Raw genomic sequence first — 26,215 nt, 5'->3', positions numbered from 1 at the left:
TTAATGGCAACATTGTAAATGATAATACGAGCTGTTTTCAATTAAATAGTTGTGTATTTGGTTGGATTTCTATTATGCAGTTTTCGATATTAAAATTGTCGTGTAAAAAGCTTTTTAAGGTTGGCAAATCAATTGCTTGCTGAGTGCTAATAACAAGCTCGCAGTAGTTTTCTTTATCGTCTAGTTGCCAAAGCTTAATACTGGTTACAGATTCGATATTAAATTCACTACCAATAGCATTCGATATTGCGTGTGTGTCGATGTTATTGGGTGCTGCTTGCATTAAAATTTTGCAGCTTTGCTTTAATAGTAAAATGCCATGATAAATTACATAGATAGAAATAAGTACAGTGGCAATTAAATCGACAATGTACCATTGGTATAAAATAATTAAGGTGCCCGCAATAATTACCACAATAGACGCCATTGCATCAGATACGTTATGGATAAAGGCCGCCTTTATATTTATGCTGTGCTTTGCACCTGCTCGGTAGGTTAAAAATGCGGTTGCTAAATCGATTACCAATGCTATTGCTGCCACCCACACAACTATCCAGCCATTAATTGGTTGAGGGTTTAAATAGCTCGAAATGGCTTCAAAAATTAAATACACGCCAATTAATATTAATGTACTGCTATTAAAAAGTGTGGCGAGTATTTCGGCGCGTTTATAGCCAAAGTGATGAGTGCCGTCAGCTGGTTTATTACCAATTTTACGTGCAACGAGCGCGATAAATATAGCGGCAGCATCACTTAAATTATGTAGGGCGTCGGCTATTAGTGACAAACTGCCCGAAAATACCCCGCCAATAACTTGGGCTATAGTTAGCAATACATTAATAACCACAGCAACGGTTAGCTGTTTATTGCTTTGGTTTTCGTCTACATGACTATGTGAGTGATCGTGCGCCATAATGACCTCAAATGCTTTGATTGAATATTGCTTATATCATGGGTGATTTAAAACAGCTACAGGAGTTATAGCGTAAATGAACGCAATTGTAAGTTAGTGATAAAGGCGTATTTTTTTGAATGCGTGAATTTAAGATTGTAACGCTAAATATCGATTTTTTAAGGAGTTTACAGCTCAAAACTTGCGTCTTTATATATTTAGTGCATTAATGTAAGTAATATTAAATGATTAAAAGCTGCTGGGTATTAAGCATGGACAAAGGTTTAAACTTTGGTGAATTAACAGGTAAAGGACAGTCTGTTCGAAGTAAGTTAATTATAACCTTTATAATTATAGCCTTAGGGCCACTTTGTATACTTACGTGGTTTAGTCTTGAACACGTAAATAGCACCCTTAAACAAAATGCAGACACTGAACTAAACGAGCTTAATAATATAGGCAAGCAATTTGCTGATATTTGGTTTGCAGACCATGTTAAAGACCTATATTTGCTTAGGACACAGTTTGATATTAGCCCTGCTAAAAAGCAAAAATTAATCAGTCAATTTGTTGAGCAGTACGACTTTGTTAATAATGTAGAGCTTATTGATGTAGACCTCGTTAATTCACTCCCCACATCCCCCTTTTTTAATATAATTAAAGATCAACGCTTTAACGACATTCGTTCTGGTATTAAAAATACAGGAGAAATTCAATTTCAGTCAATGACTGTCTCAGGGCGTGAGTATCATATTATTGGTTTACCGGTATTAAATGGCGAAAATAAGTTACAAACCATATTGCTCGCAGATATAAATTTAAACGGCTTATTGAATAATCTAAGTAAAATACACACAGCTAATAAAGACATAACATTTTATGTTATGCACAATAATAAAATTCAAAAAAGTAATAATACAGACGATGCCCAACCACTATTTTTCTCTCAGAATGGCTCACCAACACAACGTGTTTTTTCTTATACTAATAAAGATGAAGTCACTTTATATGGGTATATTAATTCTTTAGAGTTTTTAAATGAATCTGGTTGGCAATTACTTGTATCAAAACCAAAAGACGTTGCATTGAAAGGGTCTAATTATTATAAGCAGCTCGCTATATTAACAAATATGGGGGCGTTACTACTTATATTAACGTCGTCGTGGTGGTTTGGTCGTCGGCTTTCTCGTCCTTTAATTAACTTAGCTAAAATTGTTGAAAACATTACCAAAGGTGATGTGGTTAAAGTGCCAATAATAAACGACAGCATAGAGTTTAATCAGCTTTCATTAGGCCTGCGTAAGTTAGTGGCCGTAAAAGCAGAACAGCAAAGCATACTGCAAAAACAACGCTCTGCACTTCAAATTGCATTAAAACAATTAGCTGAGCAAAAAAGCGCATTAGATGAACATGCCATTGTTGCAGTAACTGATTTGCATGGCACCATTACTTTTGTAAATAAGAAGTTTTGTGAAATTAGTGGCTATGATGAATATGAATTAATAGGTCAAAACCATCGTATTTTAAATTCAGGAAAGCACGAAAAAGAATTTTTTAAAAATATGTATAAAACCCTCAAACGCGGAGATGTATGGAACGGGCAAATATGCAATAAAGCGAAGCATGGCGGCTTTTATTGGGTAGATACGACCATTGCGCCATTTTTAGATGAAAGCGGTAAACCGCAAAGCTATATTGCTATTCGTACCGATATGACCGCGCTTAAACTACAAGAGCTAGAGCTTGAGCAACATAAAACACAGTTACAATTAGTAATAGATACAACTGCTGTAGGTATTTGGGATTGGTATATTGATACTAATAAAGTGACGTTTAATAACCGTTGGGCTGAAATTATAGGGTATAAACTGAGTGATCTAGAACCTTGTACAATACAAACTTGGTATAAATTTGCTCACCCAGAGGATTTAATTGAATCAGACTTAAAGCTAAAAGCGCACTTTGCTGGTGAAACAGATTACTACGAAAGTGAGGCGCGTATGAAGCATAAAAATGGCCACTGGGTGTGGGTGCTTGATACAGCTAAAGTGGTTGAATGGAATAGTGATGGTTCGCCTAAGCGAATGATAGGCACTCACTTAGATATCTCAGATAAAAAAGCAACTGAACTTGAACTGCAAGGAAGCCGAGATAGATTTGCATCTTTGGTATCAAATATACCGGGTATTATTTATCGGTGTAAATTTGATGATAAATTAAGCACGCTTTATATGAGTGAGCAAGCAAGTGAGATAACAGGTTATTCACCTGATGAGTTAATACATAACGAAACACTCAACTTTTTTGATTTGATATGCGAAGACGATTCTAAAAAAATAAAAGCTGAAATTTTACGCTGTGCCAGTGCTAAGCAGTCATGGTCTGTTGAGTATAGAATTACAGCCCGCGATGGCTCTTTGCATTGGGTAAACGAAAAAGGCCAAGCGATTTACGCAGATGATGGCAACATATTGCATTTAGATGGATTTATTTTAGATATTACAGAGCGATACAATACACAATTAAAAATAAGTCGTCAGCAGAGCTTACTAGAGTCAATGAGTAAGCAAGGGCAGATTGGCGCATGGGAAATTGACTTAGAAGCACATACGCTTTATTGGTCTGATGAAGTTAAAGTTATCCACGAAGTACCAGAGGGCTTTGAACCGAACATAGATACCGCAATTGATTTTTATAAACCAGGAGTGCATCGAGATACTATAAATACTTTGTTTGAATGCGCAGTGACATTAGGCGAAAGCTGGAGTGTTGAACTTATTATTTTAACCTATGCTGGGCAAGAACGCTGGGTTAAATCGATGGGGCAAACAGAGTTTAAAGATGGTAAATGTGTGCGTGTTTTTGGCTCATTTCAAAGTATTGACGCACATAAACGCCTTGAACTCGAAAGCGAAAAAGCCAACAGATATAACAAAAATTTAGCCGCGCTTACGGTTGCACCTGAAGTACAAAATAGTGATGTAGAGCAAGTTAAAAAGCTAGCGGTTAAATCTATGTGTGAAGTGCTAAATATTGCACGTGCTTCGGTATGGATTTTTAACGAAAAACGAGATGTGATGACGTGTCATAGCTTATATATAGATGGTCAAGGGTTTGTAGATACAGATGCTGTTTTAACTGCTAAAGACTATCCTGCTTATTATGATGCCATCTATATGCATAATTTAGTGGCTATTGATGATGTTTATACTCACCCGGCAACTGTTGATTTTATAGAAGCGTATGCAAAACCACTCAATATTAAATCTATGCTTGATGCCGTTATAGCAACAGGCGATGGTAATTTAGGTATTTTATGTGCTGAAACTGTTGATGAGCACCACTATTGGACGCAAAGTGAAGAAACCTATCTTCGGTCATTAGCTACTTTAGTGGGCAGTACTTTAGTTTCTCAAAAGCGAAAAGTAATTAGTGAAGAGCTTAAAGTTGCGCTTGTAAAAGCAGAGGATGCAGCTATTGCTAAGAGCCAGTTTTTAGCAACGATGAGTCACGAAATAAGAACGCCAATGAATGGCGTACTTGGCATGTTAGAGCTTGTTCAATTAGAGTCATTACCTAAACCAATAGAAACTAAAGTAGATATAGCCAAAACAAGTGCGCATTCTTTATTGGGTGTAATTAACGATATTTTGGACTTTTCTAAAGCTGAAGCGGGTAAAATTGAGCTTGAAGAAATTAACTTTAATGCCCGCGATTTAATTGGTGAAGTTGCTGCCGCGCAAGCATTTACGGCTCAAAACAAAGGCATTGAAATAATCTTGGATTTGGTTGCACTTGAGCCTTCGCAGTTATGCGGTGATCCTGGGCGAATTCGTCAAGTACTTACTAATTTACTAAGTAACGCCGTTAAGTTTACGAGTAAGGGCGAGGTTGTTGTAAGTGCGAAAATTAATAAAGTGGCGCAAGACTTAGAATTTATTGTCAGTATAAAAGACTCCGGTATAGGGATCAGTTTAGAAAAACAGCAGCAATTATTTACTCCATTTTCTCAAGTAGATGCATCAACAACGCGTGAATACGGGGGCAGTGGCTTAGGGCTTGCCATTTGTAAGCAGCTTTGTGAGTTAATGGGTGGTGCTATCTCTCTCACTAGCGAAGCAGGTAAAGGAAGTACCTTTACTGCTACTATAATGCTGACACCAGGCGATCAAAAAGAGCGGTATATTCCTAATATTAATATGGAAGAATTAACTGTTTTAGTTGTTGATGATAACGAAACAAATCGAATAGTAATTTTACAACAGCTTGAACATTGGGGCGCAAAAGTTGCGCTCGCATGCGATGCACATCAAGCACTTGCTATGTGCGCGCAGCAATACCAAGATAAAAATTGTATGTACGATATTGCAGTGCTTGATATGCAAATGCCAGGAATGGACGGCATAGAGCTGTGTAAAACACTAAAAGCACATGAACATTATAAATCAATGCCACTTGTAATGATGACCAGTATTGCTGGTATGGAAGGCGCTCAGCGTTATTCTGACGCTGGCTTTCAGGCATACTTTCCTAAACCTGTGACCACTGCCGATTTAATTTCTGCATTGTCGGTTATTACGAGTAATGGAACAGGCGAAACGCTCCCATTAGTTACGTCTGGCTATATTTCGTCACTTAAAAAAGAAAAGGTGCAGGAATCTGCCCAAGTACTACTTGTAGAAGATAATCCCATTAACCAACAGGTGGCTAGGTTAATGCTTAAAAAGCTTAATTGTGACGTTACGATTGCCGGGAATGGTCAATTGGCAATTGATATACTAAAAGCGCATGATTCTGGCTTTTTTAAATTGGTACTTATGGATTGCCAAATGCCAGTTTTGGATGGCTTTGGGGCAACTGCAGCTATACGCGAAGGGGGAGCGGGCGAGCAGCATAAAAATATAAAAATTATTGCCCTTACTGCTAATGCAATGAACTCCGATAAAGAGCGTTGTATAACTGCTGGAATGGATGATTACTTGAGTAAACCTATTCAATTAGATATTTTAAAAGATAAATTAGAGCTGTATATTTAAGGTCAAAATACAATGAGTAAACCCGTTATAATACGTGATGCAAAACCAAGTGACGCAAAAACAATTTTGCACTTTATTACCGAACTTGCCATATACGAAAAAGAACCTGATGCGGTAAAAACAGATGAACAAGCAATTCTAGATACTTTGTTTAGCGAAGGATCAACCGCGCACAGCATAATTTGTTTAGAAGGCGATGAGCCAATTGGTTTTGCAGTATATTTTTATAATTACTCTACCTGGTTAGGTAAAAATGGCCTGTACCTAGAAGATTTATATGTAAGCCCTGATAGTCGTGGCAATGGTGCAGGCAAAGCCATTATGAAGCACTTAGCTAATAATGCGATTAGTAATAACTGTGGCCGTTTTGAATGGGTGGTCCTTGATTGGAATAAACCCGCTATCGATTTTTACAATAGCATTGGTGCAAAGCCACAAAACGAATGGATTATATATCGCTTAACAGGGCAGGAATTATTAGATTTCGCTAAGTAGTTAATGAAAATCATTTGCATTTGCGTTGTTGGGTGTGTAAGTTAAATACACACTCAATAATTAAATGTGCAGATGATTATATGATCTCAAGTCAAAAACAGCCTCACCCAGATCTACTCTATCTTGAGCAAGCATTAAGCCCTTGGCAGTCGAACATAATGCAAGGTAATTATGCATTTGAACAAGGTGCTTTACTCGAAGCTCGCGATAAATATTTATTAGCCAAAACACTTGCAGATCATCTCCTTCAGCAGTTTTTATACGCTCAGATTAATAATAATGCCATTCATGCTATTACGCATTGTATACCCGCACTTGTTGTTGCTTCACATAATTTAGCTGATACCTATATAGCTATGCAACAGCCTGAAAATGCATGCAAATGGCTATGCGAAGTACACTTAACACTCTCTTCATTAATTAAGCATACTCATTACGATATACAAAAAGTGAGTAAGCATCATTACATTAAAACTTCCTCTGAACTTGTATCATTCGCACAGCGTTATCCTTCTTTTCCAGAACTTATTGAGCAAGTGAATTTTTGTTTAAGCTCAAACACACCTCCAAACAACCAGTTGCACTAAAAAGGAGTAATTTATGTCGTTTACCTTGCCAGCACTTAATTATGAATATGATGCACTTGAGCCTCATATAGACAGTAAAACAATGTATATTCATCATACTTTACATCATCAAACCTACATAAATAAGGCTAATACAGCATTAGAGAACACTGAATATGCTAACGTAAATGCTGAGGAGTTACTTATTAATATAAGTAAGCTGCCCACTCAATTGCAAAAAGCGGTTCAAGAACACGTAGGTGGGCACTTTAATCACAGTTTGTTTTGGCAAGTAATGAGCCCGCAAGGAGGTGGTAAACCTGAAGGTATTGTGGCCCAAGCTATAAATGAGCAACTCGGCGGTTTTGATGAATTTAAAGAGGAATTTACAGCCGCTGCAATTAGCCAATTTGGTAGTGGCTGGGCGTGGTTATGCGTCACGCCAGATGAAAAGCTGATTGTACAAAATAGCGCTAATCAAGATTGCCCTTTAATGCATGGAAATACCCCTATTTTGGGACTTGATGTATGGGAACATGCCTATTACTTGAAATATCAAAATAAGCGCCCTGAGTATATCGCTGCTTTTTATAATGTAATTAATTGGAGTGAAGTTGAAAAGCGCTACTTAGCTGCTATTAGTTGAGTTCCGAATATGGCTAGTAAAGTGAGTTTTTTTCTATAAGCTAGACTCTATTAGGTTATTTTACAGAGTCGCTTATGGACATTTTACATTGGCAAAAAGCACGTCAGAGCCGCGATCCACGTTTTGACGGGCTTTTTTATGTTGCTGTTAAAAGTACCGGTATTTATTGCAGACCTATTTGCCCTGCACCAACGGCTCACGAAAAAAACGTCACGTATTATCAGTTTGCGCATAATGCAGCCCAAGCTGGGTTTAGGCCATGTATACGATGCAGACCCGATAGTGCCCCAGGCAGCGCTGCTTGGCAGGGTACAAAAACCACAGCTCTGAGAGCTAAGCAATTAATTGATCAAAATGATGAGCACGACTGCGAAAAATTAGCCGCTCGTTTAGGCATAAGTAGTCGTTATTTAAGACAGTTGTTTAAGCAGCATTTTGGCGTGTCGATTACGCAATACCGATTATTTAACCAGTGTCACTTTGCTAAAAAGCTGATTCAAGAAACACATTTACCTCTTACCGAAATAGCATTTTCTGCTGGCTTTAAAAGCATTAGGCGCTTTAATGATGCTTTTTTACAGCAGTTAAATATAGCTCCCTCAAAGCTGCGCAGTGGCGATAAAAAACCAACGTCAACACTCACTTTAACGCTACCATTTAGGCCGCCTTATAATTGGCCTGCTTTGCAGAGCTTTTTACAAAGGCGTTTGATAAAACCAATGGAGTGGATAACGCAAACGAGCTACGGACGTACTTTTGCAAGTGAGGAATATAAAGGAAGCTTTACTGCTGAATTTATAGAGAGTAAAAACCATTTTATTGTATCTATCGATATAGATAATACGGCTTATTTGCAATCGGTTATAAATAATATACGTCGTGTGCTTGATTTAGATGCCGATATTAATTTAATTCAAACGCATTTAAGGGCTAATATAAACAATGCATTTACAGTGTGTGAAGGGCTCAGGCTGCCGGGGATTTGGTCAAGTTTTGAAGCCGGTATAAGGGCAGTACTTGGGCAACAAGTGAGTGTTACTGCAGCGCATAATTTAGTAACAACGTTAGTTGATGAATTAGGTGAAAAAGACGGTGATGCTATTTACTTTCCTATTGCTAACATTGTTGCTAATAGTGATTTTGCATTTTTTAAAATGCCACAAGCGCGTAAAAATGCACTGCATAATTTAGCGCAGTTTTGTGCTTTAACCCCTGAAAATGACGATTTAGACGAATGGCTTAGTTTAAAGGGGATTGGCCCTTGGACGGTAAATTACGCAAAGCTGCGAGGACAAAGCCAACCCGATATATTACTTGATGGCGATTTAGGTGTTAAAAAAGCACAAGCGGCGGCAAACCCGTTTGAACCCGCTAATTGCGCTCCCTTTCGTTCTTACTTAACTTTTCAACTTTGGCAGCAATTATAATGATAATTCAAACATCAATTTCGAGCCCTATAGACGACATAATTATTCAAGCGACCGATAAAGGTGTGAGTTACGTTGGGTTTTATCCTCCCGTTGAGCACCCTTATACGCCATTTGAGCAAGTCGTTAACAAGGCGGTGCTTATTTGCGCTGCACAGTTAAACGAGTACTTTGCAAAAAAACGCACTACTTTTGATGTACCGCTTGATACAAACGGTACAGTATTTCAACAAAACGTATGGCAAGCACTATTAACGGTGCCTTTTGGGCAATCGCAAACATACGGCTATATTGCAAATCAACTCAATAACCCAAAAGCAGTGAGAGCGGTAGGCGCTGCTAATGGTAAAAACCCGATTAGCATAATCGTGCCTTGTCATAGGATCATTGGCGCAAATGCAAAGCTAACGGGTTATGCTGGTGGGCTTGATAGAAAACGTTGGTTACTGAAACACGAAGGATTAATGTAAATTAATTTAACGAATATTTTGTATGTTTAGTGCTACATACTACACTGAAGATTTAGTTTACAAATATAAATCACTATGAAAATTAAAACGTTACTTTATATTTTTGCTTTGAAGTCTATTGTTTTTTGCGATGGCGTTACGGCCAAAGAATTACTTTTTTGTTACGAAGATAAAAATATAGCACCTATGTTTTTAGGTGAAGGGCAAAATACGCCAACGGATAAACCCGGTGCATCAATCGAAATACTCCAACAACTTGATTTAGCATTGCCCGATGTAGAAATATCATATGTAAGAAAACCATGGCGTAGATGCTTAAACGATTTAGAATTTAATCGAGTTGATGCCGTTATTGCGAGTTATCGCAAAGGACGAGAAAACCTTGCTGTTTACCCTATAAATGAGCAAGGTAAGTTGCAAAGTAAGTATGCAGTAAGTGAATTTGGTAGCTGCCTTATAGGGCGCTATAAATTTCATAGAGAGTGGGAGACGCGCGAAGTATTTCAAAATAAAGCATTTACGATAGCTATTCCTAATGGCTATGGGCTAAATAGCGCGTTAAAAGAAGAGCCATTTTTTATTCATAATACGTTTTCTAAAAGCAAAGCCTTTGAGTTACTTGATAAGGGCGTGGTGCAAGCGAGCGTTGATCTATGCCAAGTAGATGGCTTAAAAGTCTCGAGTTATCCGTATGAAGGTAATAATGTTAAACCGATTTACCCACCGTACGAAACAAGCCATGGTTATCTTATTTTTTCGAAACAATTCTACGAAGAAAATAACGCTCTAAGCTTGAAAATGTGGCAGTGGTTATCAAAATTTGAAAGTGCACCTATCTATATTAAATATTTACAAACACTTAAATAACCTCGTTAAATTCGCGTTTGTAAATTGGTATTAATTTAATATTAAGGTAGCATAAGCGCACTTTTTATAAAATGGCACTGCAATGGCTCAATTATACTTTTACTACTCTGCAATGAACGCAGGTAAATCAACCACGTTATTACAATCTGCATTTAATTATAAAGAACGTGGCATGGAACCTGTCATCCTTACTGCAGCCATTGATGATAGACAAGGCGTGGGTAAAGTATCGTCTCGTATAGGCTTGCAAGCTGACGCGCATGTATTTGATGCTAGTAAAGATGTATTTGATCTTATTCAATCGCTTAACAACGACAAAAAGCGCCATTGTGTATTAGTTGATGAATGCCAATTTTTATCAAAAGAACAAGTAATGCAATTAACCGATGTGGTTGATGAGTTAGGTATACCGGTACTGTGTTATGGCTTGCGTAACGACTTTAGAGGCGAGTTATTTATAGGTTCGCAATATTTGCTTGCGTGGGCTGATAAGTTAGTTGAGCTTAAAACAGTATGCCACTGCGGACGTAAAGCTAACCATGTACTGCGTACTGATGAAAATGGTGATGCAATAGCCGATGGTAACCAAGTAGAAATTGGCGGCAATGACCGATACGTTTCGGTATGCCGCAAACATTATAAAGCCGCGTTAAATATGGGCCGACAAAGCATTTAAAAATGTATCAATATCTTCGCGCGTAATATCTAAATGCGTTACTAGCCTAAGCTGCTTGCTTGGGCTAAATAATATACCTTGTTGTTTAAGTGCCTCAGCAATCTCTTCAATGTTTATACTGCTAGTGTACGTTGCATAAACCATATTAGTGGTGTTGCTCATATCAACAGTAAAACCACTTATCTCACTTAATTGTTGAGCCAAATAACGTGCATTTGCATGATCGTCTTTTAAGCGATTTACATTGTGCTCAAGTGCGTACTGCCCAGCGGCTGCAAGCATTCCGGCTTGGCGCATACCGCCACCAAGTACTTTTCTCCATCGCCTTGCTTTATTAATAAGTGCTGGTGAGCCTAATAATAAAGAGCCAACGGGTGCACCTAAACCTTTAGATAAACAAATAGAAACTGAATCAAAGTGTTTTGTAATTTCAGTGATATCAACATTTAGCTCAACAGCGGCATTAAAAGCACGTGCGCCGTCTAAGTGCAGCGCTAAATTATGCGTATTAACAAAGTCACGAGCTTGGGCTAAGTACTCAAGCGGGAGTACTTTTCCGCCAATGGTGTTTTCGAGGCTAAGTAATCGCGTTTTTGCAAAATGGCAATCGTCTGGTTTAATTGCTGCCGCTATTTTACTAAAAGGGATGCTGCCATCAGCTTCGTTTTCGATAGGTTGTGGTTGAACAGATCCTAAAACGGCTGCGCCTCCGCCCTCAAACTTATAGTTATGCGCATTTTGGCCACAAATGTATTCGTCACCTCGCTCACAATGTGCCATTAACGCAAGTAAGTTGGCTTGTGTTCCTGAGCTACAATAAAGTGCGGCTTCAAAGTTAAAACGCTTACACGCATAGGCTTCTAGTTGGTTAATGCTTTCATCATCACCATATACATCGTCACCCACCGGTGCGCTGTACATAATATCGCGCATTGTGTTTGTTGGTTTTGTAACTGTATCAGAGCGAAAATCTATCATGATTGCCTTATCCTTTTTATTGTTTTTAATAAAATTGGTACTAAGCCAGCTCGCTACAAATTTGCTCACGAGTGTCTTTATCAAAGTAGCTCCATGCAATAAAGCGGCTGATCTTTTGACCTTGTGCCATATCAACTATTTTATATTGTGCTATTGGGTGAGCTTTTAATACTTCTTCAAGAGCTGCAATATTATCTTTTTTGGATACTAACGACGTAAACCACAGTACTTGCTCTGCAAAGTCTTCGCTTTCTTTAATCATGTTAGAGATAAACTGAACTTCACCACCTTCACACCATAATTCATTATTATGACCACCAAAATTAAGTGCGCTACTGGGTGTTTTGCCTAAGTTTTTCCATTTACGTTCACTGCCTTTAGTTGCTTCTTCTTCACTGGCATGAAACGGAGGATTACAAAGTGTTAAATGAAATAAATCTTTTTGATTTATAATGCCTTTAAAAATATGCGATGCGTTTTTTTGCTGCTTTAAGGTTATTTTTAAACCATTAAACTGCGCAATTTGCTTTGCTATTTTCACTGATGCTGCATCAATATCAGTCCCTGTAAAATGCCATTTATATTCACTTGTACCCGTAAGTGGATAAACTAAGTTAGCGCCAGTGCCAATATCAAGCACTTTAATTTGCCTACCTAAAGGTATTTGTTGTTGATTATCGTCACTTAATAAATCGGCTAAGTAATGAATGTAGTCAACACGCCCTGGTATAGGTGGGCATAAATTATGCTCAGGAATATCCCAAAAATCAATATTGTAGTGCGCTTTTAAAAGCGCCTGATTAAGTGTTTTTACCGCTTTGTTGTCACTAAAATCAATGCTTTTAGTGCCTGCTGGTGTGGTTATAACAAAAGGCAGTAGAGCAGGGTGCTCTGTTGTTAATAAATCGAAGTCGTATCCATTTTTATGTAGGTTACGAGGGTGTAATTTTGAACGTGTATTATTTTCTTTCATGGCTTCATTTTAACAACAGATATAATGTGGTGATTGTAACAAATGCAGGTGGGTAAAGTGCAGACATTTCCTTTGGTATATATAATATTACTGGTAGGATGAGTTGAAAGTAATAAAAAGGAATAACTGTGGCAATTTCTCAGCAATCAATAATTATTAATTTAGACGCTCAACAAACACTTCATTTACGCCGTATTAGCGATGATAATCAGCAAGGGCCTGTTGTATTTTTTATGCATGGAGCTGTAGAAAACGGTAAAATTTTTTATACCCATTCTAATAAAGGGCTCGCACCATTTTTAGCTGAGCATGGATATTGTTGTTATGTTGCTGATTTACGGGGGCGAGGTGATAGTAAACCGGTTATTTCAAGTGACGCTAAGTACGGGCAAACCGAGGCTATTTTAGAAGATATCCCTGCTTTTATTAATCAAATAGAGTTGATTGAAGGTAAAAAGCCCGATTATTGGGTTGCTCATTCTTGGGGCGGGGTATTAATGAATAGTGCGTTTGCACGTTTTCCTGAATATATTAACGATGTAAAAGCGTGTGTGTATTTTGGCTCTAAACGCTCTTTATTTAATAACCATCCTCAAAAATTATTACAAGCCAATTTGATTTGGTACTTTATGGCGCCTTTGCTCGCTAAAAAACACGGTTATTTAGATGCAAAAGGCTATAAGTGGGGAAGTGATAACGAAACTCAAAAGTCGCATTATCAAAGTATGCAATGGGCTAAAAAGAAGCCATGGATAGATTCTGATGATAATTTTGATTATGCAAAAGCGCTAAACAGCCTGTATTTACCGCCAACGCTTCATATTGCTGCAGTAAAAGATAAAGCATTAGCGCAACCAATTGATATTAAAAAATTTATGGACGAATCAGGGCCTGGCATTCAAAAAATGCAAATTTACGGTCGTAAACACGGACATAATTTTGATTACGATCATATTAATATGCTTACCCATCCGAGTGCGCGTGATGATCAATTTAAAGATTTACTTAATTGGTTTAAAGCATATTCAGTAAGGGCCTGTTGACCTTTCAGGATTAAAATTTGTTCAATCTAGGGGCGATTTAATCGCGGCGCGAAGTTTGTAACCTAGTGGGCTAAGTAAAAACCGAGCAACAAAGAGTTAATCGCCCCTAGAAAGAACCCAAAGGGCAGTGGATGTTTGGTTTTTATGCTGCGTTATCGCCTATTTATGGGGAACAACCACACTACATAGGCTCTGCCTTGCCTAAATACCAAACAGCCTGCTGCAAATTTAACCTCGAAAGATAAACAGGCCCTAATTAACTCTCATTAAGTAACTTTAGAAGAGGTGTTTTGTAGCGCTCCCACTTAGCGATTGCGGCGTTATTAATAGGCTGGCGAATAGCATGCTTACTCAACGTGGTTACTGGTTTTTTATGCTTATAAAACGCTAAACAGCGCTCTTCAAAATGGCAGTTTAAAAAACCAAGTAACTGCGTTAGCTGCTCTTTTGGGTTACTCACTAAATCTTCGTAACTGACATCATAAATTGGCATATCGTTGAAGGAGTGCCAATGGCTCATTAGTTTTTCATACACACTATAGTAAAGCTTAAACTCAGGTAGTGAGCAAAAGTAAGGTTCGTTTTCGGCAAAGTAATTAGTGAAAATAGAAAACGCGGTAGCATTAAAATCACGACTTAAATTTATAAATTTGGCATTTGGAAATAGGATATATATTAGTCCGAGCGACTGATAATTACTCGGCAGTTTATTTATTATAAAAGGCTTGATAGGCGATGCTGTTTTTAATGTTGTGATATACAGTTCGCGGGCTTTTTTGATTAAGTCAGGCGTTAAATGCGCTAAACATTGCGGGTAAGCAACTCCCGTTTTTTGTTCGATAAAAGCAACTGCATTATTACTAATACTTGTACTCTCCCCCAGGCTCGAAAACTGACTATGGCTAGCCAACATTTGCTCCAAAAGTGTAGAGCCACTGCGTGGCATACCAATAATAAATACAGGCGTAATATTACCTGTAAACTTTTTATCAGCAGAGGCAATAAATTCCTCGGTGTTGTATTTTATTATTTCATCGTAAAAAGGGATTAAATCTTTGGTATTAAATTCACTTAATTTTTTTTGTAATTTATTTGCCAATATAAAATAATTAAATGCTTGCTCGGTGTCCTCAAGTTTATCGTAACTGTTTGCTAATGCGTAGTAACACACCATTTTTAAACGTAAATTGCTCGTTTGAGTTAATAAGTGATGTAAATTACTTACATAATTATGCTCTTTATCAAAGCGGCCTAACTGCACAAGTTCAAATAAAATATAAGCAGTTACAGGGTATACCCCAATGCTAAGTGCATGGGCAAAGGTTGTATGGGCTTTATCTAACTCGCCATGTGTTAAATAGTGCTGTGCTAAGTAATAATGAGGCTCTGGGTTATGACTTGCCAACTTTTTAGCGTATTCAAGTACGGTTAACGCATCGTTTGGCGAATTAACACCGTTAAATGCATCTGCAAGGGCATGTAATGGTTCAAGCATATGGGGCATGCGCTCACATGCTTTTTGCAGTAAGTATACGCCAGCGTCATAGCGCTCTAGTCGTAGGGCAATTCTGCCTAAGCCAAATAAAGCTTCACCATTTTCGGGATTACTATTTAATAGCGTTTTAAAATGAAACTCAGCTTCTTTGAGTTTATTTTGTTGCAGTAGTTGGTTGGCTTTTTCAAGTAGCATAGTTATACCAATTTTATTAAAAAAATAATCATTCTATCGCATTAAATAGCGTACTCACTGCGTTAAAAATTATTCATATAGAGCAACTATATATCATAGTTTTCGCCTTGTTATTACGCTATTTTCTGAGCGCTATAATAGAACACTTATTCAATGCAATTGGTATTGTTCATTATTATTTTTATTAACTATAAAATTAAAAAGGCGAAATGTCTTTAACATTTCGCCTTTGGTTCTTCATGAAAATAGTTTAAAAAGTATACGTTGCTTTAGCGTAGTAAAAGCCACCGTTAATACCAAACGGAGATGTTTCGTAGAACTGACCACCCCAGTTGTTATTAGGGATACCCGTTGCATCTGCAAAATCAAGTTTTTCAGCATCTTGGTCAAACAAGTTTTGAGCGCCTACAGAGAAGCTAACTGATTCATTTAAGAAGTAAGTTACTTCAGCATCAATAGTCACTGCAGCATCTGCTGTTTTAGCTGTTGCATCATAATCAACGTGAACACCTTGGTATTCGCCGTAGTAGTTTGCACGAGCAAATGCAGAAACTGATTCCCATTGTTGAGACAATGTGAACGTTGCACGATGATTAGGTAAATCTTCTTCTAGACGTTTAACTTTAAACGCACCTGTAATCTCACTAAATTGAGTTACTTCAGTATCATTCCAGTTATAAGCAAGGCTAAATGTAGAGCTACCGCCCATTAGTTCAGCAGTATAGTTTGCAACTAAATCAATACCTTGAGTTGTTGTATCAAAGTCATTTGTAAAAAAGCTTACTTGAGCAAGACCTTGTACATTAGGAACTCCAGCCGCTGTAAGCGTATCTTTATCTGCTTGGCTTAAGTTGATTTTATCTGATTGGCTAATACGGTCATCAACTTGAATGTTGTAGTAATCAAGCGTTAAAAATAACTCGCCGATTGTGTATACAGCACCAAGCGTATAGCTTTGTGATTCTTCCGGCTCAAGCTCTGTACCACCTAATTGCACTGCGATTGGGTTTGTTGGTGGAAGAAGCGCTGAATCTTGTAATACACCGCTATCTAAGCTTGTTTGTACGTTACTTACGTTAGCTTGGCCAACTGTAGGTGCACGGAAACCGCTACTTACAGAACCTCGAATGTTTAAATCTTCAGTTAAATGGTATTGAGCCATTACTTTGTAGTTAGTTGTAGTACCAAAGCTGTCGTAGTCTTCAAAGCGAAGCGCTACGCCCATTAAAAAGTCTTCAGTAAATGGGGCTTCAACATCAACATATGCTGCATAGTTTCGACGAGAAAACTCACCAGCTTGTGATGGTTTAAAACCAGGGAAACCGTTCGAGCCAATACCAAAACCTTGTGCTGTTAAAGGGCCCGCTGTGTAAGATTCTTCATCACCAGAGATGATAGTGAATGTTTCTTCATGCCATTCAAAACCACCGGCAATGTTTACATCATAAGCTAAACCAAAGTTGACACCCTTTGATAAATCAAAGTTAAAGTTTTTCTCTAGTTGTTCATATTTACCTGGGCTGAAATCACGTGGTGTATCGGCACCTAAAGAGGCATTAACCGTATTGTAAATAAAGTAACGTGATTCATTTAAACCCACAGTACCGCTTAAGTCATAGTAAGTATCTTTTAAGAAACCACCAGTGAATCGGCCTTTAGTACCAATAGTTAAAGAAGTATCAGTAATGTTGCCGCCAAAGTTAGGTGTAAAACCACCTGGAAGCATCTCGTTAAAGGCAAAACAATCTGGGTTGTTTGCTACACCATTTATGTAAGCTGGATCATCTAGTACGTTGGCATCTGTTATTGCAATAGTAGGACAATTAGCACTCATATCAGGTGTTGTGTCGGCAACGAGTAGTGTTTCGCCACCATCGTTTGAGTAAACACCTGAACGTGTTTGCGGGTTACGGTAATAAAAACCGCCACGTACATCACGTTCAGAATAGTTACCAAACATGTAAAATTCAGAGTCGTTTGTTAGCTCTAAACCCACATTACCAAAAATAGTAATATCGTCATCTACTTCTGGTGCACCCCATACTTGTGCAAGAGAAGATACATCAGGAACTCCGGCAGCTGAAAGTGCAGCGGCATCGGCACGTTGTACTGATCGGCTTGTTGCATCAGCTGTTTTATATTGAAAGCTTAAGTTAGCAAAGCCATTGTCGGTAAATGGTAAACCCACGTTACCCGACACTTGTGTTGTATCGCCGTCGCCTTCATAAAATTGGCCATGGCGGATTTCTAATTTACCACCTTCAGAAGCGTCTTTTAGTTGGAAGTTCATTACACCGGCAATCGCATCAGAACCATACTGAGCTGCTGCGCCATCACGAAGTACTTCTACTTGTTTAATCGCAATGCTTGGAATAACTGAAATATCTGCGCCTTGCGCGCCATCATTAATACCACCGCCTAAGAATGCAATTACAGAAGCACGATGACGGCGTTTGCCGTTTAAAAGAACCAATGTGCTGTCTGATGGTAAACCACGTAAGTTAGCTGGGCGAACAAGAGAGGCCGCATCACTAATAGGATTTTGATGTACGTTAAAAGATGGCACTGCACCTTTTAAAAGCTCAAGCATGTCAGTATTGCCTGACTTTTCAAGTTCTTCGCCACCAATAATATCGATTGGAACCGGTGAGTCACCGATTGAACGTGGAGCTGAGCGCGTACCTACTACGGCAATTTTCTCTACGTTTTTATTTACTTTAGTTTGCTGTTGCTCGTCTGCCGCAATAGCAGATCCAGAAATAAACAACCCTGCAGTGGTTGTAGCTAAGGCAAATTTAATTGCTTGGTTTAGCGCATTACTTTTTAATTTCATTCTAATTTTCCCCAGTTAGAATAATTCTTATCTTTGATGCTGATTTCACATCTTTTATTTTTGCTTAATTTTTTGTTTCACATAAGTTTGAGTTTTTAGCTCAACAGCCTAATCAATTAAGCTTACTTTTTGTGAAGTCCTATCTACAGACTATAGGTAAAAAACGGGAAGGGCAATTGTTAATTAACCATTTGATAACAAAAAAGTTCACTTCAAGAAAAAATGCAATAGTGGTGCAAAGTAAAGGCAAAATGAACTAAATAGGTGCAAATAGGGCTTTTTAGGGGAGTGTTAATGCGCTGGCAATGTTTAAATGTTATTTATTTGTTTCTTTTTTGTGGGGATTTCAATGTTTTGTTCGCATCGCCAAGCTGCTAATTTTTCTTTGTATTCGTCCCACACGCAGGGGCAGCAACTGCCTCCACCGCAGCATTCATCAGATTTTGGTTTTTCAGGTTTTTGCGGTAATTGGTTTGTCATATTCTGCACTTTTGTATGTATTTAATACTAATTTGGTGCAAAGGGTAAGTTAAAGGATGCTGTAAGTAAATTATTCTTTGTGAACCTGTGTTGCTGTGTGAAAATAAAAGTTATGCGATTATATAAAGTTATTCACCGTGCACCTTGGCGGGTAGTTAAAATTAGTAAGAAACGCCAACAGCTGCGTTTTCGTCGTGCTATGGTGGCGCTTAAAATTGCACTTGCTCAAGAAAGGCAAGAAACCAAAGAGATGCTTTCTATTTATAGGCGCTATACCCAAGGCCAAACAAGTAAAGAAGAATTAAAACGCGCTAATGAACAGTTTGTTGATATTTTGAAAGGGTTAGGGCTCGGTGTGTTTGCAGTATTACCTTTTGCCCCGCTTACAATTCCTTTAGTTGTTAAATTAGGGAGTTTAGTGGGAGTTGATGTACTGCCAAGCTCGTTTAATATGAGCAAATCTATTAAAGAGCTTGATGCAAAAATAGATCAAGAAAATCAAAAGCAAGAATCCAAAAATAGCTTAAAAAAGTAACTAAAATCCCTTCAAATTAGCGATACCTTTTAGGTGCGCTTATTGATATGCTCTTAAGTACCATTTTTATATTATATGAGCTTTTTAATGAGTGCATTACTACGTCATACATCTTCTGGTATTCCTTTATCTTTTATTCTTAAAAACGAATTATCTGACTGGCAAGCACAGCAGCCTGCATTTATACAAAATTGGTTAACTAATACAGGTTTTGAAAAGCAAGGTGTTGCTTTAATCCCTGATGCTAAAACGGGCGAGTTAAGCCAGGTATTTTGTTTAATGCAAAGTAGCGATGATTTTTGGGCTGCGGGTAATTTAGCAAATACACTTCCTACTGGTACTTATCAAATTCAAGGCGAGAGCGCTTTTGTAGAGCAAGTTGCTTTAGGGTTTGTACTTGGTGGTTACGAATTTAGTGAATATAAAGAAAAGCCAACAGCTAAAGCGCAATTAGCCATTAGCGATAAAGCGTTATATGAACGTATTAGCCAACAAGCTGATGCCATTACACTTGCACGTGATTTAGTTAATACTCCAGCGGTAGATATGATGCCGCAACATTTATCGCAAGTAATGGAAGATTTAGCTGCAACTTACAATGGCGAATTTTCACAGTGGGTTGGCGATGAGTTACTAGAGCAAAACTACCCGACTATTCACATGGTAGGTCGTGCTAGCGAAAATAAACCGCGTTTACTTGATTTAAAATGGGGCGCAGCAGACGCTCCATTAATTACACTAGTAGGTAAGGGCGTATGTTTTGACTCAGGCGGACTTGATTTAAAACCGAGCTCTGGCATGCGTAACATGAAAAAAGACATGGGCGGCGCAGCGCATGTAATTGCACTAGCGCAGCTTATTATGGCAGCTAACTTACCAATTAGATTACGAGTGCTTGTACCAGCTGTTGAAAATGCGGTATCGCGCAATGCATTTCGCCCAGGTGATGTAATTAAAACCCGCAAAGGCATTATGGTCGAAATTGATAATACCGACGCAGAAGGGCGTTTAGTATTGTGTGATGCGCTAAGTGAAGCACAAAACGATAACCCTGAACTAATTATTGATTTTGCTACGCTTACGGGCGCATGTCGTGTTGCATTAGGCACAGAGCTTCCGGGCTTTTTCTCAACAGAGCGCGATGTAGCAAACGGTATTATTGATGCAGGAATGGACGTAAGCGATCCGGTTTGGCAATTGCCTTTATTTGATCAGTACAAAAGCTTCTTAAAGAGCGATGTAGCTGATATGGCAAACTGTGCAAGCACACCATTTGGTGGTGCTATTACTGCAGCGCTTTATCTAAAAGAATTTGTTGAACCAACAACACCGTGGGTACACTTTGATGTAATGGCGTGGAACTTACGTGCTTTACCAGGTCGCCCAACAGGTGGCGAGGCACTAGGTATTCGCGCGGTGTTTAATTACCTACAAAATCGTTTTAATAAATAAGTTTTTTAGTCAATAGCAAAGACTTGAGCTTATGAACTTTAAACCTCGTATAGCTCAAGTGGTAAATTGTCTGGATCGGCAAAAAAGGTAAACTTTTTGCCGGTTATCTCATCCACTCTAATATCCTCAACGTTTACATCGCACGATTCTAAATACGTTTTTGCAATCTGTACATCAGCTACCTTAAAAGCTAAATGTCTTAAGCCTTGTGCTTCGGGATAGCTTGGTCTTACAGGCGCTCCATCAAATGAAAATAACTCTATTTGACTACCATCGGGCATGGCTAAATCTAATTTATATGAATTACGATCAGCTCTAAAGTGCTCATTAATAACGTTAAGTTTAAGTACATTGCTATAAAAGTGTTTAGAGCGTACGTAGTCACTGCAAATAATAGCAGCGTGATGAATACCTAAAAGTTTCAAATTTAATTCCTTGAAAAGCAAAAACGCACTATTAAGTGCGTTTTATGTATAGCTTATTACATGTATTTTTAGCTTGGCTCAGCTTCTTTACATGCTTTAACGGCCGGTGCTACAAGCTCTAAACCTGTTTTATCACATGGTGGTAAAGCAGCATCGCTTACACTAATAGGCGTTACACGTTCGCCCCATTTTATGTAACTTGCAGCCCATGTCAGGCCTGCACCAAATGCGGCAGACATAATGTTCGAATGCGGTTTAATTAACCCTTGCTCAACCGCTTCGCATAACGCAATAGCAATAGTGGCTGCAGAGGTATTACCATACTCACCAATGTTAACCATTACTTTTTCGTCAGGTACTTTTAAACGATGCTGAATAGCCTGAATAATACGTAAGTTAGCTTGGTGTGGAACGAGTACATTAATGTCATCAAGGCTCAAATCGGCTTGTTTAAGTACATCGTCGCACGCTTCGCTCATGCCTTTAACAGCACGTTTGAAAATTTCACGACCTTCAAATAATAAATCAGACGGGCCAATTGGCTCATATTTATTTAAATCACTACCAAAGTTAGTGATGTGTAAAATATCGCGGTCTTCACTGTCACAACCGGTTTTGGTTGCCAGTAAACCAGCTGGTGTTTCTGCAGCTTCAAGTACGACTGCACCTGAACCATCGCCAAATAAAACAGCGCTGTCGCGACGTGCCCAGTTTACGTACCACGTCATGCGCTCTGCAGCTATTACTACTGCTTTTTTGATCATACCGGCTTGAATTTGTGCAGTAGCGGCTTGCAATGCATATAGAAAGCCCGAACATGCCGCGTTTGTATCCATTGCGGCAGCGCCTGTTGCACCAATATTTTTTTGCACTTGTGAGGCGGTATTTGCCACAACAGTAGAAGGTGTACAGGTTGCTAATATCACTAAATCAATATCTTTAGGATCAACGCCTGCGCACGCAATAGCATGCTTAGCTGCAACGGTTGCCAGCTCGGCGGTACTTACATGGCTCACTCGGCGAGATTTAATGCCTGTACGCGAGGTTATCCACTCGTCGGTGGTATCAACTATTTCGCTAATTTCATCGTTGCTAATGCTTGCTGGTGGAATGCATTTACCCCAACCAGTAATATGTGCGTAAGGCATAGTATGTTCTCTTAAGGTGGTCTGACATGTATTACTTATGAGGACGTTATATCAAAAAATGGCTTTCAAGACTAGTTTATGAGGTGTTTTGGCGTGTAATTACTGATAATTAAAAGAGAATTACATATAAGTTGATTTAAAAAAGAGCAAGCCTAAGTATAATCTTAGTGTTCAGGCTGATCGCTCTTCTTATAATAAAAATTAGTGGCTTGAGTGTTGGTATGCAAGCAGATAGTATTAATTCAATAAATTATTGTCGAAATGCTACCGTATTTTAGAGCGTCATGGGTTATAAAAACAAAGTCAATTTATAAACAATAGGGAAGGTTATGAGCAGCAAAATAAAAGTGTCGTTGTTTAATCATTTGATTGACGCTGAGCGCCAGTTACTCGACCCAGAAATTCGCCAATCTGAGCGCGCATTAGATGCTTTACTCGATGATGAATTTATCGAAATTGCTGCCAATGGCACTACCTTTAATAAATACCAAGTACTTACCCGCTTACCTACCGAGGTTGTGCCACAGTTTTATAATCAGCATTTTAAGGGCCGAATGCTGAGCGATGATGTAGCGCAACTTAGTTATCAAGCCGCTTATAGGCGCTCTGCTCGGGCTGAGTTTAATTACTCGTTACGTATGTCGCTTTGGCGTAAGCAAGGTGAGCAATGGCAAATGGTGTTTCACCAAGGAACGCCTTGTGCACCGTTTTCAATTTCGATGGATGATGATTAAAAACCATATACCCGTTAAAATACCCTTATTAAACATTTGATTAGGCAATTACCTTTTGTTAATGCGTACCGACCCCACTATTAGTCGACTATTAATGCTGCGAAGCGGTGCTATTGCGGTGCAATTAATTGCTGTGCTTAGCGTTTATTTTTTATTAGAACATCAAATCGCATTACTGCCTTTACTGATTGTTATTGCCGTTGAGGCTGTGTTTCAGCTTATTAGCCTGTTTGCTTATCGTAATGTAAGCCAAGCTAAACCTGTAGGTATGTTGATGCAGCTAACTGCAGACGTATTATTTTTAACGGTTTTACTCTCGCTAAGCGGTGGTGCAACTAATGCATTTGTATCACTGTTATTGCTCCCGATAATGATCGCTGCTGTTACGCTGCGAGAAAAAGGATTAGCTTATATTGCAGTATTAGCCATTGCCGCATACAGTTTTTTGCTGATAAAGATGCCCGATCACAGTATGCATCAAATGAATATGAGTGGTCACTTTATTGGTATGTGGGTCAATTTTGTTTTAAGTGCTAGTGTAATTGCACTTGTTATTGGCGCAATGAGCAGGGCACTTAAAGAGCGAGAGCGAATTATTGCAAACGTGCGTGAAAAACAATTACGTAACGAACAGCTTGTTACCTTAGATGGCGCTGCTACGCAAATAACTCATCAACTAGCGACCCCTATAGCAAACTTACAGTTACTGTTTGAAGAGTTATTAGAAGATCAACCAAACAATCCTATAGTTAAGCACATGCAAGCGCCGCTTACTCAGTGCAGCACACAACTTAACGACTTTAGAAAACTCTCAGAGCAGTTACGTCTTAAAAATTCACAAGAGCATACAACGGTAAAGCAACTGCAAACACAAATTACCGACACACTTTTACTGCAATACCCTGATCAGCACATTAAATGGATTACGCCACCTATTGCGGCAACGCTATTGAGTGATGCGATGTTATTGCCTGCTATTTTAAATTTATTGCAAAACGCCGCACTCGCTAATCAAAAACAAGGTCAAACTCAATTAGAGCTGAGTTGGCAGCAAGATAACTTACATAGTGAATTCGTTTACTTGTTAATTCGCGATTTTGGCTGTGGCTTTTCGTCATCTCAATTAGCAGAGCTGGGCGGGCAACTTATGCCAAGCGATCAAGGAATGGGGCTTGCTGTGCTTTTATCAAATGTTACTTTTGAGCGTTTAAATGGCTCACTTACCTTGTTTAACCATGCAGATGGCGGCGCTGTCGCCAAAGTTAAACTCGCTATTGTAAACACCGAGAAAACAGCCTCATGAAGTTACTTATAATTGAAGACGACATTAATTTAGCCAGCACACTAGCAAGGCGCCTAACTAAACAAGGCTTTACTTGCGAGGTGGCGCATAATCAAAGTGATGCGTTACTTGCTGCGCGTAAACTATTGCCCGACTTTGTTTTATTAGACATGAAACTAGGAGACGATAACGGACTTGCACTCATAAAACCGCTGCGTAGTTTGCTCCCCCAAACTCATATTGTTTTACTAACTGGGTTTGCAAGTATAGCAACCGCAGTAGAGGCAATGCGTTTAGGCGCAAACGACTACCTTACTAAACCGGTTGATATGGCAACATTATTAAAAGCGCTTAACACCGAGCCTGTGGCATCGGCATCGAATGTTATTGATGATGCAGTTATGTCGCCAGAGCGCTTAGAGTGGGAGCATATTCAACAAGTATTACACAGTAATAATGGCAATGTGTCGGTTACCGCAAGGCAACTTAATATGCACAGGCGCACGTTACAGCGTAAATTACAAAAAAAGCCGGTGCAGCAGTAAAGTACTTAATTTAAGGAAGGTGTTATGAGCGATGATGCAACTATATTAATGCATAATCAAAAAATTATATTATTCGATGCGCAATGTAAGCTGTGCAGCGCGTGGTGTAATTTTATTATTAACAATGATGCCAATACTATTTTTAAATTATGCAGCGTGCAATCCCCAAAAGGGGATCTGTTGTTAACGCATTTTGGTTTTTCGACGAATGAATACGCTTCAATGGTGCTTGTTGAAAATGGTAAAGCATTTACACAAAGCCATGCTTTTTTTAACGTTGTTAAGCAACTAGGTTACCCATATAAACTAGCAAACGTATTTAGTATTTTGCCAAATAGGTTTAATAATTGGTTATACGATAGGGTTGCCTTAAACCGCTATACCTTATTTGGAAAATATCAGTATTGTAGAATTCCCAACCCAGATGATGCTAAACATTATTTATAAATTAGGCATTAATACACTGCAGTATAAGTAGATGCTAGGTTTATGGGGTTGTGTTAAAATCGCCGCGTTTAATTTTAGCTAACGGTATAAAAGGCTTTTTTCATGGCAAACACAGCACATGCACTTCACATTTTGGTTAAGCACAAAGAAATTGCAGAAGATATTATTAAGCAATTAGGTAAAGGTGCAAAGTTTCAAACCTTAGCTAAAAAGTATTCGTCATGCCCATCGGGCAAAAAAGGCGGTGACTTAGGTGAATTTGGACGCGGACAAATGGTCCCACAGTTTGACAAAATTGCATTTAAAGGTGCAATTTTAGAACCCCACCTAGTTAAAACTAAATTCGGCTGGCATGTTATTAAAGTGCTTTATCGTACTTAGTTTACTTGAGCTGTTTGGCGAATTGACGCGTCTTAGCAAACATCCATCTTAGCACCTATCCTAAACTTTACACTTTGACGAACTAAGAATTAGGATGGGTGTCATCTTAATTTTTGTTAAACAAGGACAAAAAACAGTTGGCTTTTGCTCCTTCGTCGCTAATTTTAGCCAACTATTTTATTGCCTGTTAACAG

24 protein-coding genes are annotated in these 26,215 nt (G+C 38.5%); 16 read left to right on the top strand and 8 right to left on the bottom strand.

Annotation, left to right across the window (positions count from 1 at the left end):
* Nucleotides 1-37: 37 nt before the first annotated feature.
* Entirely contained in the window at nt 38-913 is an 876-nt protein-coding gene (locus PX700_RS15345; RefSeq protein WP_479521163.1) for a cation diffusion facilitator family transporter, read from the bottom strand.
* Nucleotides 914-1,164: 251 nt separating this feature from the next.
* Here PX700_RS15345 and PX700_RS15340 point away from each other — a divergent pair, with 251 nt between their 5' ends.
* The 8 genes from PX700_RS15340 to PX700_RS15305 all read left to right on the top strand — a co-directional run bounded on the left by PX700_RS15340 (nt 1,165) and on the right by PX700_RS15305 (nt 11,075).
* Nucleotides 1,165-5,928, top strand: coding sequence for a PAS domain-containing protein (locus tag PX700_RS15340; RefSeq protein WP_479521162.1), 4,764 nt, complete (start codon nt 1,165-1,167; stop codon nt 5,926-5,928).
* Between the two features lie 12 nt (nt 5,929-5,940).
* Complete coding sequence (locus PX700_RS15335) at nt 5,941-6,423, top strand: GNAT family N-acetyltransferase (protein ID WP_165740462.1); 483 nt, start codon at nt 5,941-5,943, stop codon at nt 6,421-6,423.
* A gap of 80 nt (nt 6,424-6,503) precedes the next feature.
* Complete coding sequence (locus tag PX700_RS15330) at nt 6,504-7,010, top strand: hypothetical protein (RefSeq protein ID WP_479521161.1); 507 nt, start codon at nt 6,504-6,506, stop codon at nt 7,008-7,010.
* Between the two features lie 13 nt (nt 7,011-7,023).
* Nucleotides 7,024-7,635, top strand: coding sequence for a superoxide dismutase (locus PX700_RS15325; RefSeq protein WP_479521160.1), 612 nt, complete (start codon nt 7,024-7,026; stop codon nt 7,633-7,635).
* Between the two features lie 74 nt (nt 7,636-7,709).
* Nucleotides 7,710-9,062 (top strand): DNA-3-methyladenine glycosylase 2 family protein, encoded by a 1,353-nt coding sequence (locus PX700_RS15320; protein ID WP_479521159.1) that lies wholly within the window; start codon nt 7,710-7,712, stop codon nt 9,060-9,062.
* Entirely contained in the window at nt 9,062-9,532 is a 471-nt protein-coding gene (locus PX700_RS15315; RefSeq protein ID WP_479521158.1) for a methylated-DNA--[protein]-cysteine S-methyltransferase, read from the top strand. The genes PX700_RS15320 and PX700_RS15315 overlap by 1 nt, the downstream gene beginning before the upstream one ends.
* A 75-nt stretch (nt 9,533-9,607) precedes the next feature.
* Entirely contained in the window at nt 9,608-10,399 is a 792-nt protein-coding gene (locus PX700_RS15310; protein ID WP_479521157.1) for an amino acid ABC transporter substrate-binding protein, read from the top strand.
* Nucleotides 10,400-10,481: 82 nt separating this feature from the next.
* Entirely contained in the window at nt 10,482-11,075 is a 594-nt protein-coding gene (locus PX700_RS15305) for a thymidine kinase (RefSeq protein ID WP_166377125.1), read from the top strand.
* Here the strand turns inward: PX700_RS15305 and ltaE are convergent.
* On the bottom strand, nt 11,049-12,053 hold the full coding sequence (gene ltaE / locus PX700_RS15300) for a low-specificity L-threonine aldolase (RefSeq protein ID WP_479521156.1): 1,005 nt from the start codon (nt 12,051-12,053) through the stop codon (nt 11,049-11,051). The two genes, PX700_RS15305 and ltaE, sit on opposite strands and share 27 nt — an antisense overlap.
* A gap of 40 nt (nt 12,054-12,093) precedes the next feature.
* Nucleotides 12,094-13,026, bottom strand: coding sequence for a 23S rRNA (adenine(1618)-N(6))-methyltransferase RlmF (rlmF, locus tag PX700_RS15295; RefSeq protein ID WP_479521155.1), 933 nt, complete (start codon nt 13,024-13,026; stop codon nt 12,094-12,096).
* A 128-nt stretch (nt 13,027-13,154) separates the two neighbouring features.
* Between rlmF and PX700_RS15290 the strand changes: the two genes are divergently transcribed.
* Nucleotides 13,155-14,069 carry an alpha/beta fold hydrolase gene (locus PX700_RS15290; RefSeq protein WP_479521154.1) on the top strand — a complete coding sequence of 305 codons (915 nt, stop codon included), beginning with the start codon at nt 13,155-13,157 and terminating at the stop codon, nt 14,067-14,069.
* 256 nt (nt 14,070-14,325) lie between these two features.
* On the opposite strand, the gene PX700_RS15285 is transcribed toward PX700_RS15290, so the two are convergent.
* From PX700_RS15285 to PX700_RS15275, 3 genes are all read right to left on the bottom strand, one after another.
* Nucleotides 14,326-15,759, bottom strand: a complete 1,434-nt coding sequence (locus tag PX700_RS15285; protein ID WP_479521153.1) for a tetratricopeptide repeat-containing sulfotransferase family protein — start codon at nt 15,757-15,759, stop codon at nt 14,326-14,328.
* A 250-nt stretch (nt 15,760-16,009) separates the two neighbouring features.
* Complete coding sequence (locus PX700_RS15280) at nt 16,010-18,592, bottom strand: TonB-dependent receptor plug domain-containing protein (RefSeq protein WP_479521152.1); 2,583 nt, start codon at nt 18,590-18,592, stop codon at nt 16,010-16,012.
* Nucleotides 18,593-18,901: 309 nt separating this feature from the next.
* On the bottom strand, nt 18,902-19,072 hold the full coding sequence (locus PX700_RS15275; RefSeq protein ID WP_479521151.1) for an oxidoreductase-like domain-containing protein: 171 nt from the start codon (nt 19,070-19,072) through the stop codon (nt 18,902-18,904).
* A gap of 112 nt (nt 19,073-19,184) precedes the next feature.
* Here PX700_RS15275 and PX700_RS15270 point away from each other — a divergent pair, with 112 nt between their 5' ends.
* Both PX700_RS15270 and PX700_RS15265 read left to right on the top strand, forming a co-directional pair.
* A complete protein-coding gene (locus PX700_RS15270; RefSeq protein ID WP_354630393.1) occupies nt 19,185-19,607 on the top strand; it encodes a hypothetical protein in 423 nt (140 codons plus the stop codon).
* Between the two features lie 87 nt (nt 19,608-19,694).
* Nucleotides 19,695-21,059 (top strand): leucyl aminopeptidase family protein, encoded by a 1,365-nt coding sequence (locus tag PX700_RS15265; protein ID WP_415637159.1) that lies wholly within the window; start codon nt 19,695-19,697, stop codon nt 21,057-21,059.
* Nucleotides 21,060-21,097: 38 nt separating this feature from the next.
* Here the strand turns inward: PX700_RS15265 and gloA2 are convergent, their stop codons facing one another.
* Both gloA2 and PX700_RS15255 read right to left on the bottom strand, forming a co-directional pair.
* Nucleotides 21,098-21,484 (bottom strand): SMU1112c/YaeR family gloxylase I-like metalloprotein, encoded by a 387-nt coding sequence (gloA2, locus tag PX700_RS15260; protein WP_479521150.1) that lies wholly within the window; start codon nt 21,482-21,484, stop codon nt 21,098-21,100.
* Nucleotides 21,485-21,552: 68 nt separating this feature from the next.
* A complete protein-coding gene (locus tag PX700_RS15255) occupies nt 21,553-22,632 on the bottom strand; it encodes a beta-ketoacyl-ACP synthase 3 (RefSeq protein ID WP_479521149.1) in 1,080 nt (359 codons plus the stop codon).
* 329 nt (nt 22,633-22,961) lie between these two features.
* Between PX700_RS15255 and PX700_RS15250 the strand changes: the two genes are divergently transcribed.
* From PX700_RS15250 to PX700_RS15230, 5 genes are all read left to right on the top strand, one after another.
* Nucleotides 22,962-23,366: a nuclear transport factor 2 family protein gene (locus PX700_RS15250; protein WP_479521148.1), complete on the top strand. Its 405-nt coding sequence runs from the start codon at nt 22,962-22,964 to the stop codon at nt 23,364-23,366.
* A gap of 61 nt (nt 23,367-23,427) precedes the next feature.
* Complete coding sequence (locus PX700_RS15245) at nt 23,428-24,669, top strand: ATP-binding protein (RefSeq protein WP_479521147.1); 1,242 nt, start codon at nt 23,428-23,430, stop codon at nt 24,667-24,669.
* Nucleotides 24,666-25,193, top strand: coding sequence for a response regulator transcription factor (locus PX700_RS15240; protein WP_415637154.1), 528 nt, complete (start codon nt 24,666-24,668; stop codon nt 25,191-25,193). Before PX700_RS15245 ends, PX700_RS15240 begins: the two co-directional genes overlap by 4 nt.
* Before the next feature lie 24 nt (nt 25,194-25,217).
* Nucleotides 25,218-25,640 (top strand): thiol-disulfide oxidoreductase DCC family protein, encoded by a 423-nt coding sequence (locus PX700_RS15235; protein ID WP_479521146.1) that lies wholly within the window; start codon nt 25,218-25,220, stop codon nt 25,638-25,640.
* A gap of 102 nt (nt 25,641-25,742) precedes the next feature.
* Nucleotides 25,743-26,021, top strand: coding sequence for a peptidylprolyl isomerase (locus PX700_RS15230; protein WP_008171402.1), 279 nt, complete (start codon nt 25,743-25,745; stop codon nt 26,019-26,021).
* Nucleotides 26,022-26,215: the final 194 nt, after the last annotated feature.

This window comes from Pseudoalteromonas sp. TP27 (genome assembly GCF_056470645.1).
This window is presented reverse-complemented; position numbering and strand designations above follow the sequence as displayed.

Coding starts and splice junctions, on each gene's coding strand:
- PX700_RS15255 (WP_479521149.1), bottom strand. CDS start 22,632: ATGCCTTACGCACATATTACTGGTTGGGGTAAATGCATTCCACCAGCA.
- PX700_RS15305 (WP_166377125.1), top strand. CDS start 10,482: ATGGCTCAATTATACTTTTACTACTCTGCAATGAACGCAGGTAAATCA.
- PX700_RS15250 (WP_479521148.1), top strand. CDS start 22,962: ATGAGCAGCAAAATAAAAGTGTCGTTGTTTAATCATTTGATTGACGCT.
- PX700_RS15285 (WP_479521153.1), bottom strand. CDS start 15,759: ATGCTACTTGAAAAAGCCAACCAACTACTGCAACAAAATAAACTCAAA.
- PX700_RS15235 (WP_479521146.1), top strand. CDS start 25,218: ATGAGCGATGATGCAACTATATTAATGCATAATCAAAAAATTATATTA.
- PX700_RS15265 (WP_415637159.1), top strand. CDS start 19,695: ATGAGTGCATTACTACGTCATACATCTTCTGGTATTCCTTTATCTTTT.
- rlmF (WP_479521155.1), bottom strand. CDS start 13,026: ATGAAAGAAAATAATACACGTTCAAAATTACACCCTCGTAACCTACAT.
- PX700_RS15230 (WP_008171402.1), top strand. CDS start 25,743: ATGGCAAACACAGCACATGCACTTCACATTTTGGTTAAGCACAAAGAA.
- PX700_RS15320 (WP_479521159.1), top strand. CDS start 7,710: ATGGACATTTTACATTGGCAAAAAGCACGTCAGAGCCGCGATCCACGT.
- PX700_RS15325 (WP_479521160.1), top strand. CDS start 7,024: ATGTCGTTTACCTTGCCAGCACTTAATTATGAATATGATGCACTTGAG.
- PX700_RS15270 (WP_354630393.1), top strand. CDS start 19,185: ATGCGATTATATAAAGTTATTCACCGTGCACCTTGGCGGGTAGTTAAA.
- PX700_RS15280 (WP_479521152.1), bottom strand. CDS start 18,592: ATGAAATTAAAAAGTAATGCGCTAAACCAAGCAATTAAATTTGCCTTA.
- PX700_RS15330 (WP_479521161.1), top strand. CDS start 6,504: ATGATCTCAAGTCAAAAACAGCCTCACCCAGATCTACTCTATCTTGAG.
- PX700_RS15340 (WP_479521162.1), top strand. CDS start 1,165: ATGGACAAAGGTTTAAACTTTGGTGAATTAACAGGTAAAGGACAGTCT.
- PX700_RS15310 (WP_479521157.1), top strand. CDS start 9,608: ATGAAAATTAAAACGTTACTTTATATTTTTGCTTTGAAGTCTATTGTT.
- PX700_RS15315 (WP_479521158.1), top strand. CDS start 9,062: ATGATAATTCAAACATCAATTTCGAGCCCTATAGACGACATAATTATT.
- PX700_RS15275 (WP_479521151.1), bottom strand. CDS start 19,072: ATGACAAACCAATTACCGCAAAAACCTGAAAAACCAAAATCTGATGAA.
- ltaE (WP_479521156.1), bottom strand. CDS start 12,053: ATGATAGATTTTCGCTCTGATACAGTTACAAAACCAACAAACACAATG.
- PX700_RS15345 (WP_479521163.1), bottom strand. CDS start 913: ATGGCGCACGATCACTCACATAGTCATGTAGACGAAAACCAAAGCAAT.
- PX700_RS15240 (WP_415637154.1), top strand. CDS start 24,666: ATGAAGTTACTTATAATTGAAGACGACATTAATTTAGCCAGCACACTA.
- PX700_RS15245 (WP_479521147.1), top strand. CDS start 23,428: ATGCGTACCGACCCCACTATTAGTCGACTATTAATGCTGCGAAGCGGT.
- PX700_RS15335 (WP_165740462.1), top strand. CDS start 5,941: ATGAGTAAACCCGTTATAATACGTGATGCAAAACCAAGTGACGCAAAA.